A 13,987-nucleotide genomic window follows, 5' to 3' on the forward strand; every position below is an offset into this window, starting at 1 on the left:
AGCCCCCGGCTCTCCAGCCACTGGCCGGCGCGGCGCTTCGACGCCTGCGCCAGCCAGGCGTCCTGGACGATCTCGGCGAGCTCGGCCCGGTCGAGCTCGCCGATCCGGCTGCCGCGCAGCAGCACCGACGGGTGGCCGTCGAAGTGGGGCGTGGTGAAGAACGGGGTGCCCGGGTCCTGCACCAGTGCCTGCTTGTCGGCCTCGGAGGCGACCCAGAACACGATGACGTCGGTGTGGCGCTCGCCGGTGTCGGGATCGACCGCGTCCGGTCGGGGGGTGCGGAAGAACACGAACGACTTCCCGCCCACCTGGTAGACGCGGTTGCCCGCCCCGCCGACCTCGACGGTGACGTGCGGCATCGACGCGGCGAGGTCGTGGACGTCCTGCACGGTGGCGCGGGGCACGCGAGGCAGTGTGCCGGGCCGGATGTCAGGATTCCAGGATGGTCGACGCGTTGCTGGTCCTGTCCTTCGGCGGCCCCGAGGGCCCCGACGAGGTCCGCCCGTTCCTGGAGAACGTCACGCGTGGGCGCGGCGTACCGCCCGAGCGGCTCGACGCCGTCGAGGAGCACTACCAGCACTTCGGCGGCGTCTCGCCGATCAACGCCCGCAACCGGGAGCTGATCGCCGCGATCCGCGAGCGGATCGACCTGCCGGTCTACTTCGGCAACCGCAACTGGCACCCGATGGTCGAGGACACCGTCGCGGAGATGGCCCGTGACGGCGTGCGCCGGGCCCTGGTGTTCGCGACCAGCGCCTACGGCGGGTACTCGGCGTGCCGCCAGTACCACGAGGACATCGCGCGGGCCCGCAAGGCGGTCGGCGACGGGGCGCCGCAGCTGGTCAAGCTGCGCCAATTCTTCGACCACCCGCTGTTCGTCGCGGCCAACGCCGACGCCGTGCGTGCCGCGGGCCTGCCCGCGGGGGCCCGGCTGGTGTTCACCGCGCACTCGGTGCCCGAGTCGGCCGACGCGACGGCGGGCCCGCCGGAGGAGGGGGGCCACCGCTACTCCCGCCAGGTCACCGAGGCGGCCCGGCTCGTCGCCGCCGACCTGGGCGTCACCGACCACGACGTGGTGTGGCAGTCCCGGTCGGGCCCGCCGCAGGTCCCGTGGCTCGGGCCCGACGTCGTCGACCACATCGAGGCCCTGCACGCGGCGGGCGTCCCGGCCGTCACGATCGCCCCGGTCGGGTTCGTCTCCGACCACGTCGAGGTGATCTGGGACCTCGACACCGAGGCCCGCGAGCGCGCCGAGGAGCTGGGCATGGGCTTCGCCCGCGCGTCCACGGCCGGGCCGGACCCGCGGTTCGCCGACATGGTCGTCGAGCTCGTCGACGAGCACCGCCACGGCCGGGCCGCCCGCGGGCTCGGCGAGGTGCCGCGCGCCGGGTGCGGCGTGGACGGCGCACTGTGCGCCCCCGCGTGCTGCGAGCCCCCGCGCCGCCCGGCCCGCTGACGCCCCGCCCGCTGACGCCCCGCCCGCTGACGCACCGCCTCCCTGACGCCCCCGCGCGCACGTACTGGCCCCGCCGCGCACCTCCGAAGGTGCGCGGCGGGGCGGAACGTGCGCGGGGCGCCGTCAGGTCGCCGGTGCGTAGAAGGCGATGGAGCGGTCGGCGGCCTCCCGCTGGGCGCGCGCGTCGAGCCCGCTCGCCACGGCCGCGGCGTACCAGCCCTCGCCGGACTCCGTGATGAACCGCCTGCCCTCCTCCGACGCGCCGAACGCCGCCTCGTCGATCCGGGCGGCCGGGTCGTCGAGGTGCCGGGCCAGGCCGAGCAGGCCCAGGTCCCAGCCGATGCCGGTGGCGCCCGGGCCGTAGGTGTCCCAGAAGTCCTCCGGGACGTCGCCCGCATGCTCGAGCTCCAGCCGCGTGCGGTCGGCGTCGACGGCGGAGAGGGTCACCGTGATCCGGCTGACGCCCCCGGCGAACTCCCAGGTGGCGACGAAGCGGTGCGGCGCCTCGCAGTGCTCCACGGTGCCGGAGGCGTTGCCCTCCAGCTGGTAGCGGCCGCCGACGCGCAGGTCGCCGGTGACCGGCAGGAACCAGCGGGCGAGCCGCTCGGCGGTGGTGCAGGCGTCCCACAGGTCCTCGATGCCGGTCGGGTAGGTGCGGGCGATCGTCGCGACGCGGGTCCGCTCGCCGTCGACGGTGCGGGTGCCGACGCTGCGGGACACCTCGGTCATGGGTCGTTCCTCTCTCGGTTCCGGCGCCCGCGGGCCACCTCGGTGGCCAGGGCGTCCAGGTGGGGGGTCCAGAAGTGCCGGAAGCCGTCGAGCCAGGCGTCGACCTCGCGCAGCGGGGCGTCACGCACGGCGTACAGGCGGCGGGTGCCCTCGGGGCGGACGGTGGCGAACCCGTTGTCCCGCAGCACCTTCAGGTGCTGGGACACCGCGGGCTGGGAGATCCCGAACTCCTCCCGGATCGTGGCCGTGAGGGCGCCCGAGGTCTGCTCCCCGGCGGCCAGCAGCTCCAGGATGCGCCGGCGCACCGGGTCACCGAGGACGTCGAAGGCGTGCACGACGCCACTATAGTGGTGGGAACTTATATAAGCCACAGGTTGGCTCATGGCGCCGTGCGGCAGGTCGGTATCCTCCGCCCAACCGAGTCCAGGAGCAGGCCGATGCCGGAGCGCGCCGTCGAGGATGTCCCCGGGTCCCCGGCATCCCCGGATCCGCACGTTCTGGCCGGTGCGCTGGAGGAGCTGCCGCACGGCGTGCTGGTCCACACCGGACCGGAGCACCTCGTCGTCGGGGCCAACCGGGCGGCCCGCACGTTCCTGGGCGACCGGCCGGGCATCCTCGGGCGGCCGCTCGCCGAGGTCTTCCCCGAGATCGCCGGCCAGAACCTGATGGGCCGGTTCGACCGCGTCTACGCCACGGGCGAGCCGTTCACGGGGCGGGAGTGGCGGATCGAGGTGGCCGGGCACGTCGACGGCGACGACCGCTTCGTCGATCTCGACGCCGTCGCGCTGCACGACCCGCCGGGTGTGGTGTCCGGGGTGGCGGTGCAGTTCCGCGACGTCACCGCGACCGTGCGGCACCGCCGGTCGCTGGAGGCCGACACCGCCGAGCTGCGCGAACGCTACGAGGCGGCCCAGGACGTGGTGCTCACGCTGCAGCGCAGCCTGCTGCCCGACGGCCTCCCGGTGCTGCCAGGCATGCGGATCGCCGCGCACTACCTGGTGGCGGGCGCCGAGCAGGCCGCGGGCGGCGACTGGTTCGAGGCCGTGGCGCTCGACGGCACCGCGGCGATCATGGTCGGTGACGTCGTCGGGCACGGGTCCGCGGCCGCGGCGGTGATGGCCCAGCTGCGCGCGGTCCTGGTGGAGTTCCTGCTCGACGGCGACGATCTCGACACCGTGCTCGCCCGCCTCGACGCCTTCGCCGGACGGGTCCGGGGCGCGCGCGGGGCGACCGTCTGCATCGTCCTGGTCGCACCCGACGGCGCCGTGCGCTACGTGTGCGCCGGGCACCCTCCGCCGCTGGTCGTCTCCATCGACGGGGCCGCGCGCTACCTGTCCGCCCCCGGCGGCGGCCCGCTCGGCGTGGCCGGGCCGGCCGCGACGGTCGGCACGGCCACCCTCGCGGCGGGCGACCTCGTCCTGTGCTACTCCGACGGACTGGTGGAACGCCCCTCGCAGGACCTCACCGTCGGGCTGACCGAGCTGGCCGAGGTGGCGTCGGCGGCGATGCGCCGCGGCCCGGCCTCGACGATGTCGGCGGACGCCACCGACCGCGTCGCCGAGCTCACGGTGGAGCGGATGACCCGCCACGGCTACCACGACGACGTCACGGTGCTGGCGCTGCGCCTGACCGGGCGGGTCGTGCCGGACTTCGTCGTGGAGATCCCCGCGGAGGCCGAGCGGCTCTCTGTGCTGCGCCGCGACCTGGAGGGCTGGCTCACCGAGCTCGGCGTCGGCGACGCCGACGTCGCCTCGATCGAGATCGCCGTCGGCGAGGCCGCCACCAACAGCGTGGAGCACGCCTACCCCGACGGGGGCGGCACCGTCCGCGTCGAGGGGCAGCTCGACGGTCAGGGCCGCGTCTGCATGACCGTCAGCGACCGCGGCACCTGGCGGCCCGCGCCGCCCGATCCCGGCCACCGCGGCCGTGGCCTGATGATGATGCGCGACTGCATGGACACCGTCGAGATCGACGACGCCGCCGACGGCACCGTGCTGCTGCTGGACCGCAGGCTGCGCCGGGAGCCGGTCGTCAGCCCGGCGACGGTCGTGGAGACCAGCGCGACGCCCCGGCCGTCGACGATGAGCGTGACGCGCACGGTCTCGCCCGAGCCGCGGATCGCGCTCGGCGGCCCGATCGACCTGAGCACCTCGGAGGACCTGCGCCGCGAGCTGTGGTCGGCGAGCCGGGGCGGGGCGCTGCCGCTCGTCGTCGACCTGGGGGCGGTGACGCACCTGGGCAGCGCCGGCATCCAGGTGCTCTACGACTTCGTCGAGGACATGACCGCCGACGGGCGGTCGCTGCGGTTCGTCGTGCCGCCGGGGTCGCCCGCCCGGCACGCGATCGTGCTGAGCGACCTCGACCGGATCGTCACGGTCGGCGAGTCGTGAGCGCCCCGCGCCGCACCGCGCCCGGCGTGGCGCCCACGACGCGGGCGAACGCCCGGCCGAACGCGGCCTCCGACCGGTAGCCCAGCCCGCCGGCCACCTCGGCCACCCCGGCGCCCGCGCGCAGGCGGTCGAGCGCGAGATGCATCCGCCGCCGCGTGAGGTAGGCCAGCACCGGCTCGCCCACCAGCGCGGTGAACCGCGCGGCGAAGGCGGAGCGGGACATCGGGACCTGCGCGGCGAGCGAGGCGACGGTCCAGGCGCGTGCCGGGTCGCGGTGGATCAGGGCGATCGCGCGCCCGATCCGCGGGTCGGCCAGCGCGCCGAGCCATCCGGTGCGCGCCGCCGGGTCGGTGTCGAGCCAGGAACGCACGACCTGGATGACCAGGACGTCGGCCAGCCGCGTGAGGACCGCCTCGCCGCCGGGCCGCAGCTCCCGGGCCTCGGCCGCGACGAGCCGCAGCGTCGCCTCGATCCACTCCGTGCGCGGGGACGCGTCGACGTGCAGCAACGGCGGCAGCAGGTCGAGCAGGTCGCGCGCGCCGGGGGTGTCGACCCGCACGGCCCCGCAGATCAGCGTGGTCGCCTCCCCGCCGGAGCCGTGGTGCAGCACCGCGTACCGGTCGGTGGCCATGGTGTGCGGCAGGTCCATCACCGACGGGGCGATGGTGTCCGGCCCGCTGCGGAGCCGGTGGCCCTCGCCGTGCGGCAGGAGCACGACGTCCCCGGCCCGCAGCGGCACCGGCGCGGCGCCGACGGTCTCCAGCCGGCACCCGCCCGCGGTGACGACGTGGATCCACAGGTGGTCGGGGATCGGCGGGATCGTCAGCCCCCACGGCGCGGTGAGCTCGGAGCGGCAGTAGAAGGTGCCCGACAGGCGCAGGTGGTGCAGCGCCTCGCCCAGCGGATCGGGCGGGGCGTCCGCCCAGGGGGTCTGCACGGCGCCATTCTGCCCCGCCGTCCGGGTGGGCCGGACGATCGAGCACACCATGGCGACGAACCGGCATGGATCGTCCCGTCCCGACGGGTCATCGTGGACGCACGGCAACCGGAGGAGGATCCGAGATGGTCACGGTGACATGGGCGACCGGCGTGAGCCTGTTGCAGGTGGTGGCCGCGACCGGGTGCGGGCTCGTCGCCGGACTGCTGTTCGTCTTCTCGGCCGGGGTCCTGACGGCGCTGGGCCGGCTGCCCGCCGACGACGGGGCCGTGGCGATGCGGGCGGTCAACGCCGCGGTGCTCAACCCGCTGTTCCTCGGGGTGTTCGTCGGGACGGCCGTGGTGTGCGCGGTGCTGGTCGTCGCGGTGGCGGTGGGCGGCGGCCCGGTCACCGCCGCGGTGGCGGGCGTGCTGTATCTGGTCGGCGTCCTCGGGGTGACCGTCGCGGTCAACGTCCCGCTCAACGAGGCCCTCGCGGCCGGGCGCGTCGGGTGGGCGGACTACCGCCGGCGGTGGGGCCGGTGGAACCACGTGCGCACCACCGCGGCGACGGTCGCGCTCGTCCTGCTCGTGGCCGCGTAGCGGTTCAGCGCTCGCGATCGCGGTCGAGCACGGCCTTGACGTCGATGACCGGGGTGCCGTCGAGAGCCTCCAGGTCGGCGACGCCGATCCGGGGGCCGTCGATCGAGCGGATGCGGACGCGGTGCAGCCCCACCGGGTTGGGCCGGTCCGGGGAGCGGGTGGAGAACACGCCGGTCGGCGGGCGGGCGGGGTCGTCGCGCGGGCGGGTGGTCTGCACCGTGCGGTCGGCCCGGTCGAGCCAGGTCAGCACGATGGCGTCGGCGCCGACGACCAGGTCGCGGGCGGCCGCGGCCACGTCGTCGTGCAGGACGATCCAGGCGTCCGGCGCCCCTTCGTGACCCTGCTTCGGGGCGTCGGCGCGCTCGGTCAGCGGTGACTCGACCCGCCCGACCGGGCGCAGCTCGTAGCGGTCCACGGCGTGAGGCTAGTGCGCGGTGGCCGCCGCCACGATGTCGGCGGCGCTGCTGTCGCGGGTGCGCAGCCCGCGGTCGTAGTGCTGGGTGGTGGCGATGGAGGCGTGCCCGACGTCGGCCTGCACGTGCTGGATCGGGGCCCCGTTCTCCAGCGCGATGGTGACGTAGGCGTGGCGCAGGGCGTGCGGGTGGACGCGGTCGGCCACCCCGTCGAGCTCCGGGCCCGCGGCGACGGCGATGCGGCGCAGCAGGGCCGCGAGGTCGTGGCGGGAGCAGCGGCCCCCCGCGCGGGTGGCGATCATCGGGGAGGTGTCGCCGCGGGTACGCCCGCGCGGCGCCGGCAGCGCGGCGCCGGTGTCGCGGTCGCGCTCGGCCAGGTACTCCGCGAGTGCCGCCCGGACCGCGCCGGGGAGGTAGACCTCGCGGTGCAGCCCGCCCTTGCCGCGCACGCGCAGCACCTCGTCGCCGCCGGTGCGGTAGAGGTCGCCGCGGTCGAGCCCGACCAGCTCGGAGATGCGCAGCCCGAGCGTCAGCAGGGAGACGAACGCGACCGCGCGCCGCGTGTACAGGCCCGCGGCGCGCGGGTCGCGGGAGTGGTGCAGGCGCGCCGCGCTCACCAGCAGGGCCCGGACCTGCGCGGCGGTGAGCCGGACGGTCGGTGACGCGTCGCGCGCGCCGGTGGACAGGCCGAGCCGGGAACGGTTGACCGCGGCCGGATTGGCCGGGATCACGCCGGTCTCGGCGAGGTGCGCGCAGAACGCCGACACGGTGGACAGCATCCGCTGCCGGGTGCGGCGCTGCGCCCCGGCCGCGTCGAGGGCGTGCAGCCAGGTCGTGACGTCGGCGGTGGTCGCGTCGCGTGGGTCGAGCCCGCGGCGGGCGCACCAGCGGAACCAGGCCAGGTCGTGCAGCGGCCCGCGCGCGGCGGGGGGCGGGCGGCGGTGCCCCGCGCCGGCCCGCGACGGGGGAGCGGGGTCGACCCAGGCGACGGGCAGGCCCAGCGCGTAGGCGTAGGTGCGCCGGGTGCCCGGGTTGGCGTACTGGCTCAGCCAGTCGAGCAGCTGGGCGCGCAGGCCGTCCGGGTCGGCGACGCCCGGCCAGTCGGCCGGCTGCTCCGGGGAGGCGGGGAGAGCCATGACCGCACGGTACTCCCTGCGAAACATCCGTTTCGCTGGTGGCAAGTTGTCTTCTTTGAACTGTAAACCGGTTGCGCAGTTTCTAACAGCCGAACTGGTAGCCTCCGGCGGTGATCGACGACGCCGCACGCTGCGGCTACAGCCGGTGCCGCGCCGCCCTGCCCGCTCCGGGACCGCAGGGCGGGCGCCGCCGCGCGTTCTGCCGCGACACGCGCTGGGAGGCCGGCCGGACCTGCGCCCAGATGGCCCGCGCCGAGCGCGAGGCGCTCGGGGCGCTGGGACTCGACTCCGGCGGCACCGCGTTCGCCCTCGACGCCGACCGGTTGCGCGAGCACGTCGACGCCGTCCGCGGCCCGGTCGACGCCCTGGCGGCGTCGCTGGACGCCGTCCTGCGTCGCCTCGACGAGGTGCAGCGCGACGCCCTGGAGGCGGTCGCGGCCGCGAACGGCCAGGTCGCGGAGGCGGAGCGGATGCGGGTGGCGGCGGAGCAGGCGCGCGAGGAGGCGCTCCTGAAGGCGCGGCGCGCCGACGCCTCGGCCGAGCGGGCGGGCCGGGAACGGGCGGAGGCGGGCGAGCGGGCCGACGCGGCCGCCCGTCAGGCGCTGGAGGCCACCGAGGCGCTGGGGGCCGCCCGCCAGGCCGCGGAGCGCGCGGTCGCCGACCGGGCCGCGGCGGAGGAGGCCGCCGCGGCGGCCGGGGAGCGCCGGGACGCCGCGGAGGACGCGGCCCGCGAGGCCCGCGCACGGGCCGACCGGCTGGCGGGCGAGGTGGAGGTCGCCCGGGAGCACGCGCGGCAGTGGCGGGAGGCGGGGGAGGCCGACCGGGCCGCCCGTGACACCGCGCTGGAGGGGCAGCGCGTCGCCGAGGCCGCGGCGGCGGCGGCACGCGAGGAGCAGCGCCGCGCGGCCGACGAGACCGCCGCCGCGCAGGCCGGGCACCGGGACGCGCAGCGGCGGGTCACCGAGCTGGCGCAGGCGGCGGCCGGGGACCGCGCGGCCCGCGAACGGGCCGAGCGCGAGCTGCTCACCGCCGTCGAGCGGGCGGAGGGCGAACGGGCCCTGCGCGAGCGGGCCGACGCCGAGCTGGAGCGGCTGCGGATCGAGCTCGCCGAGGTCCGCACGCGGCACGCCGTCGAGGTGCGGGGCCTGCTGACCGGGGACTGACCGGCACTCAGGGCGGCGGCCCGGCCAGGCGGAACGCGAGCTCGGTCTCCCACCGGTGCGGGTCGGGCTGTTCCCGGGGATCGGTGAGGAAGTGCTCGGTGCGGGCGGTCCAGTGCTCGGCGTCGCCGGCACGGGTCATGTCCCAGCCGTGGCCGCCGCGCGCCGCCCAGGCCAGCAGTCCGGCGGTCACCTCGAGCAGGCCGTCGGGATGGCCGCGGTGCAGCACGACGGCGTACCGGCCGGCCGGCAGCGCCCCGGCGACGATCCCGTCGGCGGCCAGGTGCAGGTCGTCGGTGGGGACGCACGCCTGCACCTCCATCGACCCGTCGGCGTGGAGCACGAGGTAGCGCAGGAACGGGGCGCCGCGCAGCTGCCCGCCCCCGGCCAGCAGGTGACCGATGACCTCCGGGATGCGGTCGGCGACGACGCCCATGGTGGTCAGGGTGCAGGTACGGCGGATCCCCAGGTAGGGGCGCTCGGCGAGGTCGACGATGCGGGGTTCCACGGATCTCCTGTGGTGGTCGGGGCGCCGCGACACGGCGACGAGGACGGTGGGGTCGGGCCCCCGGTTGTGCAGGGCGAGCAGCGCGAGGTGGTCGAGGCAGACGATCGCGCCCTCCGGGAGGCTGCGCGTCGCGCCGTCGCGGCACTGGAGGTCGAGGCGGCCCCGCTGCACGACGACGAGCGCGTCGGCCCACTCGTCGCCGTCGTAGGGCCGCGAGCCGCCCGGGTCGACGACGACGGTGCGCCGCCGGAAGGCCCGCGGCAGCGGCCCGGCCAGGAAGGGCAGGTCCACCTGTGCTCAGGCGCCGGGCCCGTACAGCGCGGCGACGTCGGGCGAGTCGAGCCACCGGCTGTAGGTGGGCGACTGCGGCCAGCCCCCGGGCGAGTCCTGCCACTCCTCCTGGCGGCCGTAGGGCAGCAGGTCGATCAGCGCGAAGGTGTGGCTGAGCTGCTCGGTGCCGCGGCCGTCGGTGTGCCAGGTACGGAACACGCGGTCGCCGTCGCGCAGGAAGACGTTGACGGCGAACCCGCCGCCCGCCGGTGCGCCGACGTCGGCTCCGAACGGGCTGTTCGCGGTGGAGTACCACTCCATCGTGTTGCCGACCCGCCGCCGGTAGGCCAATGCCTCGTCGATCGGGCCCTGGGTGACGACGACGAACCGCGCGTCGTAGTTGCGCAGCACGTCGAGCCGGGTGAACTGGGAGGTGAAGCCGGTGCAGCCCCCGCACTGCCACTCCTGCCCCGGCGACCACATGTGGTGGTAGACGATCAGCTGCGACGCCCCGTCGAAGACGTCGGCCAGGCGGACCGGACCGTCCGCGCCGTCGAGGGTGTAGTCGGGCAGCTCGACCATCGGCAGGCGGCGGCGCTGCGCGGCGATCGCGTCGAGCTCGCGGGTCGCGGCCTTCTCCCGGGCGCGCAGGGCGTCGAGCTCGCGGCGCCAGGTGTCGGGGTCGACGACCGGGGGCAGGGCTGTGCTGTCGGTGCTCATGCCGGGGAGACGACCGCCGGCCCCCGAACTCATCGGTGCCGCTTACACCAGCGGGCTGGCCGCCAGCACCCGGACGGCCTCGGCGACCGCGGCGCGGCGGGCGACGCGCACGGCGGTCTCGATCGGCCGCAACGCCTCCCGGCGCGCCTCGGCGGCCGACGCCGACAGCGCGCCGCCGGGTTCGTCGACCTGGGCGGCGGCCAGGATGGCCTCGACCTCGTCGGCGTGCTGCAGCACGCGCAGCGCCTGCCCGGGCATGCCGGCGGGCCACATCGACTCCGGCCGGGCCCGCAGCGCGGCGGCGATCTCCTCGCGCACCCCGGGGCGGTGCCGGGCCACGCCGAGGGAGGTCAGTACCGAGGCCGACTGCCGCACCTGCTCGCGCAGGTCGCGCTCGGCCTGGCCCAGCGCCACGTACTCGGCGGGCGGGCCGATCTCGGGGACGGGGTAGACGGTCCAGCGCACGACGTTCTCGGCGACCGAGGTGGGCACCACGCCCAGCCCGGCGTCGACGAACAGCACACCCTCGCCCGCTGACGTCGCCTCCCGGCTGAACGCGCCCGGGCCGGGCAGGCCGCGGACGTCGCCGGGCACGGGGAGGACCAGCCGCGCCGGGCCGCGCGGGGAGGCGCGGCGCAGCGTGGCGAGCAGGAAGGCGAGCGAGGACACGGGGGAGCCGGGGGCCGGCAGTGCGGTGGCCTGCGCGGTCTCCGCGTCGGCGGCCTGCACGTCGTGGGCGAGCGCCCACGGCGCCAGCGCGTCGAGGACGTCGTCGGGCGCCGCGGCGCCGGCCAGCCAGGCCGACGCCCAGACGGTGAAGGTCGCGGATGCACGGGGCACGGGCGTCAGGTTAGCGAGCACCCCATGGGGTCGCACGCCTGCCGCACGGGTGAGCGCGTGCACGCACCGTCACCGCAGGTGACCGTGTGGGTGCGTGTCGCAGCGTCCGCGGGTCCCGCGGCGCCGGTAGAACTGGCGTCCATGACGCGAAGCCACGACTACCGCGGGGTGTTCGGATCCGACGGCTCCCGCACCGTGGTGCGCCGCGCCGTGCCGGACGTCCCGGCCGAGCCCGGGCTGGTCGTCGAGACCCCCGACACCGGGATGGGCGCCGGGTTCTGCGGCGCGGTGGTGTCGGTGAACGTCCGGGAGGTGACGCTGGAGGACCGGCACGGGCGGCGCCGGGTGTTCCCGCTGCAGCCCGCGGCGTTCCTCGTCGAGGGCGTGACGTCCACGCTCGTCGTGCCACGGCGGGCCCCGGCCGGGCCGGTGCGCTCGGCGTCGGGCTCGGTGGCGGTGACGAACCACCGCGCGCGCACCGCCCGCGCCGCCCGGATCTGGGTGGAGGGCATCCACGACGCCGCGCTCGTGGAGACGGTGTGGGGCCACGACCTGCGCGTCGAGGGGGTGGTCGTGGAGCCGATGCACGGCATGGACGACCTCGCCGCCGCCGTCGCCGACTTCGCGCCGGGGCCGCAGCGCCGGCTCGGGATCCTGGTCGACCACCTCGTCACCGGGTCGAAGGAGACCCGCGCCGCGCACGCCGTCGCCGGGCCGCACGTGCTCGTCACCGGGCACCCCTACGTCGACGTGTGGGAGGCGGTGAAGCCGTCGGTGGTGGGCATCCGGGCCTGGCCCCGGGTGCCGCGCGGCACCGACTGGAAGACCGGGGTGTGCGACGCGCTGCGGTGGGGCGAGCCCGCCGACGGGGCCCGGCGCGTGCTCGGCTCGGTGCGCAGTTTCCGGGACCTGGAGACCCCGCTGATCGGTGCCGTGGAGCAACTCATCGATTTCGTGACGACCTGATCACGCACCGCCGGTTTCTGGCAGGATCGACGGCATGACCCCGGCTGTGATCTGGCTCATCGTGGGCCTCGCGCTGATCGCGGCCGAGGTGCTGTCCGGGGAGTTCGTCCTGCTCATGCTCGGCGGCGGCGCGCTGGCCGCGGCGGGGGTCACGTTCCTGGTCGGCGGCCCGGTCGCGGGCGTGATCGCCTTCGTGGTCGTGGCGCCGCTGCTGGTGTTCGCGGTGCGACCCGCGCTGCGGCGCAGGCTGGAGCACCAGATCGAGGACTCCCGGATGCACCACCGGGCGCTGGAGGGCCGCGAGGCCCTCGCCGTCTCCCGGATCGACGCCGGCGGCGGCCGCGTCAAGATCGGTGGCGACCTGTGGTCGGCCCGGCCGGTGCACGAGGACGACGTGATCGAGGAGGGCCGGTCCGTGCTGGTCGTCCAGATCACCGGCGCCACCGCCGTGGTGGTCGCCCAGGACCAGGACTGACCAGCACTAGCCGCCCCTGACGGGGCGAGAAGAGGGCGGACATGGATCCCCTGTTGATCGTCGGGCTGCTTTTCCTGGCCCTCGTCGTGGTGTCGATCGTCAAGGCGGTGCAGATCATCCCGCAGGCCACGGCCGCGGTGATCGAGCGCCTGGGCCGGTTCAAGGGCACGGCCGACCCCGGCCTGGTGTTCCTGGTGCCGTTCATCGACAAGGTGCGCGAGCGCATCGACCTGCGCGAGCAGGTCGTGTCGTTCCCGCCGCAGCCGGTGATCACCCAGGACAACCTGACCGTCAACATCGACACGGTCGTCTACTACACCGTCACCGACCCCAAGGCCGCGGTCTACGAGATCTCCGACTACATCCTGGGCGTCGAGCAGATCACCACCACGACGCTGCGCAACGTCGTCGGCGGCATGAGCCTGGAGGGCACGCTCACCTCCCGCGACGAGATCAACACGGTGCTGCGCGGCGAGCTCGACGACGCCACCGGCCGGTGGGGGATACGGGTCGGCCGCGTCGAGATCAAGGCGATCGACCCGCCCGCGTCCATCCAGGAGTCGATGGAGCGGCAGATGAAGGCCGACCGCGAGAAGCGGGCGATGATCCTCACCGCGGAGGGGCAGCGGGAGTCGGCGATCCGCAGCGCGGAGGGCCAGAAGCAGAGCCAGATCCTCACCGCGGAGGGCGCGAAGCAGGCCGCGATCCTGGAGGCCGAGGCGGAGCGGCAGTCGTCGATCCTGCGGGCGCAGGGTGAGCGGGCCGCGCGCTACCTGGAGGCCCAGGGCGAGGCGGCGGCGATCGAGAAGGTGTTCGCCGCGATCAAGGCCGGGCGCCCCACCCCGGAGCTGTTGGCCTACAAGTACCTCGAGACGCTGCCGGAGATGGCGCAGGGCGAGGCCAACAAGGTGTGGATGGTGCCCACCGACTTCGGCAAGGCACTGGAGGGCTTCACCCGGATGCTCGGCGCGCCCGGCGAGGACGGCGTCTTCCGGTTCACCCCCTCGGAGGTGGAGGAGGCGGCCATCGCCAGCCGCCCCCAGGACGAGGACGAGTCGATGGCGCACTGGTTCGACACCTCCACCGACCCGGAGATCGCGAAGGTCGTGGCCGACGCGGAGGCGGAGGCCCGCAAGGAGGTGCCCGCGCTCGGCGCCTCTCCCGCCGCCGCGCCGCAGCCGGCCCGGGCCGAGGCCGCCGCGATCCCGCCGCACCTGCCCCCGCCCGCCCGCATCACCGCCAACGGCGACGCGGAGCGGGAGAGCTCGGTGCCCACCCCGCCCCGCGGCGTCCCGAGGGTGGAGAAGGACGCCCCGGCCAAGCCCGGCTACCCCTCGCCGCCCCCGCAGTGACGTCGTCCGCACCCTGGCCAGGCGAGCCCCCCGCAGCGATGACGTACCGTTCGC

General features: G+C 75.9%; 16 protein-coding genes. 7 read left to right on the top strand and 9 right to left on the bottom strand.

Annotated features, from left to right (window positions below; genetic code table 11):
- The coding region (locus PHY01_RS01275) for an MmcQ/YjbR family DNA-binding protein (RefSeq protein WP_246085612.1) at positions 1-404 on the bottom strand (404 nt) is incomplete at its 3' end.
- Positions 405-442: 38 nt separating this feature from the next.
- On the opposite strand from PHY01_RS01275, the gene PHY01_RS01280 reads away from it, so the two are divergent.
- Complete coding sequence (locus PHY01_RS01280; protein ID WP_141276329.1) at positions 443-1,456, top strand: ferrochelatase; 1,014 nt, start codon at positions 443-445, stop codon at positions 1,454-1,456.
- Positions 1,457-1,579: 123 nt separating this feature from the next.
- Here the strand turns inward: PHY01_RS01280 and PHY01_RS01285 are convergent, their stop codons facing one another.
- Positions 1,580-2,185 carry an SRPBCC family protein gene (locus PHY01_RS01285; RefSeq protein ID WP_141276330.1) on the bottom strand — a complete coding sequence of 202 codons (606 nt, stop codon included), beginning with the start codon at positions 2,183-2,185 and terminating at the stop codon, positions 1,580-1,582.
- Positions 2,182-2,520, bottom strand: a complete 339-nt coding sequence (locus tag PHY01_RS01290; protein ID WP_141276566.1) for an ArsR/SmtB family transcription factor — start codon at positions 2,518-2,520, stop codon at positions 2,182-2,184. Before PHY01_RS01290 ends, PHY01_RS01285 begins: the two co-directional genes overlap by 4 nt.
- A 102-nt stretch (positions 2,521-2,622) precedes the next feature.
- On the opposite strand from PHY01_RS01290, the gene PHY01_RS01295 reads away from it, so the two are divergent.
- The gene (locus PHY01_RS01295; protein ID WP_141276331.1) at positions 2,623-4,575 is read left to right on the top strand and encodes a SpoIIE family protein phosphatase; all 1,953 of its coding nucleotides are present in this window, start codon (positions 2,623-2,625) and stop codon (positions 4,573-4,575) included.
- On the opposite strand, the gene PHY01_RS01300 is transcribed toward PHY01_RS01295, so the two are convergent.
- Positions 4,556-5,512, bottom strand: a complete 957-nt coding sequence (locus PHY01_RS01300; protein ID WP_246085613.1) for an AraC family transcriptional regulator — start codon at positions 5,510-5,512, stop codon at positions 4,556-4,558. The genes PHY01_RS01295 and PHY01_RS01300 overlap by 20 nt on opposite strands.
- A gap of 134 nt (positions 5,513-5,646) precedes the next feature.
- Between PHY01_RS01300 and PHY01_RS01305 the strand changes: the two genes are divergently transcribed.
- Positions 5,647-6,093 carry an anthrone oxygenase family protein gene (locus PHY01_RS01305; RefSeq protein WP_246085614.1) on the top strand — a complete coding sequence of 149 codons (447 nt, stop codon included), beginning with the start codon at positions 5,647-5,649 and terminating at the stop codon, positions 6,091-6,093.
- A gap of 4 nt (positions 6,094-6,097) precedes the next feature.
- On the opposite strand, the gene tsaA is transcribed toward PHY01_RS01305, so the two are convergent.
- Positions 6,098-6,508: a tRNA (N6-threonylcarbamoyladenosine(37)-N6)-methyltransferase TrmO gene (tsaA, locus tag PHY01_RS01310; RefSeq protein ID WP_141276334.1), complete on the bottom strand. Its 411-nt coding sequence runs from the start codon at positions 6,506-6,508 to the stop codon at positions 6,098-6,100.
- 9 nt (positions 6,509-6,517) lie between these two features.
- A complete protein-coding gene (locus PHY01_RS01315) occupies positions 6,518-7,642 on the bottom strand; it encodes a tyrosine-type recombinase/integrase (RefSeq protein WP_246085615.1) in 1,125 nt (374 codons plus the stop codon).
- A gap of 110 nt (positions 7,643-7,752) precedes the next feature.
- Here PHY01_RS01315 and PHY01_RS01320 point away from each other — a divergent pair, with 110 nt between their 5' ends.
- On the top strand, positions 7,753-8,805 hold the full coding sequence (locus PHY01_RS01320; RefSeq protein ID WP_141276336.1) for a coiled-coil domain-containing protein: 1,053 nt from the start codon (positions 7,753-7,755) through the stop codon (positions 8,803-8,805).
- 7 nt (positions 8,806-8,812) lie between these two features.
- Here the strand turns inward: PHY01_RS01320 and PHY01_RS01325 are convergent, their stop codons facing one another.
- The 3 genes from PHY01_RS01325 to PHY01_RS01335 are packed head-to-tail and all read right to left on the bottom strand — an operon-like array spanning position 8,813 to position 11,140.
- Positions 8,813-9,601 carry a GyrI-like domain-containing protein gene (locus PHY01_RS01325; RefSeq protein ID WP_141276337.1) on the bottom strand — a complete coding sequence of 263 codons (789 nt, stop codon included), beginning with the start codon at positions 9,599-9,601 and terminating at the stop codon, positions 8,813-8,815.
- A 6-nt stretch (positions 9,602-9,607) separates the two neighbouring features.
- Positions 9,608-10,300, bottom strand: coding sequence for a DUF899 domain-containing protein (locus tag PHY01_RS01330; protein WP_141276338.1), 693 nt, complete (start codon positions 10,298-10,300; stop codon positions 9,608-9,610).
- Between the two features lie 42 nt (positions 10,301-10,342).
- Positions 10,343-11,140, bottom strand: a complete 798-nt coding sequence (locus tag PHY01_RS01335; protein ID WP_141276339.1) for an Rv1486c family protein — start codon at positions 11,138-11,140, stop codon at positions 10,343-10,345.
- 141 nt (positions 11,141-11,281) lie between these two features.
- On the opposite strand from PHY01_RS01335, the gene PHY01_RS01340 reads away from it, so the two are divergent.
- From PHY01_RS01340 to PHY01_RS01350, 3 genes are read left to right on the top strand one after another with little or no spacing between them, the layout of a single operon-like run.
- Positions 11,282-12,106 (top strand): DUF3097 family protein, encoded by an 825-nt coding sequence (locus PHY01_RS01340; RefSeq protein ID WP_141276340.1) that lies wholly within the window; start codon positions 11,282-11,284, stop codon positions 12,104-12,106.
- Positions 12,107-12,140: 34 nt separating this feature from the next.
- Positions 12,141-12,581, top strand: a complete 441-nt coding sequence (locus PHY01_RS01345) for an NfeD family protein (RefSeq protein ID WP_141276341.1) — start codon at positions 12,141-12,143, stop codon at positions 12,579-12,581.
- Positions 12,582-12,622: 41 nt separating this feature from the next.
- Complete coding sequence (locus tag PHY01_RS01350; RefSeq protein WP_141276342.1) at positions 12,623-13,933, top strand: SPFH domain-containing protein; 1,311 nt, start codon at positions 12,623-12,625, stop codon at positions 13,931-13,933.
- Positions 13,934-13,987 lie beyond the last annotated feature (54 nt).

Origin of the sequence: Pseudonocardia hydrocarbonoxydans (genome assembly GCF_006539565.1) — a bacterium.
In the GTDB taxonomy this organism is placed as follows: Bacteria; Actinomycetota; Actinomycetes; order Mycobacteriales; family Pseudonocardiaceae; genus Pseudonocardia; species Pseudonocardia hydrocarbonoxydans.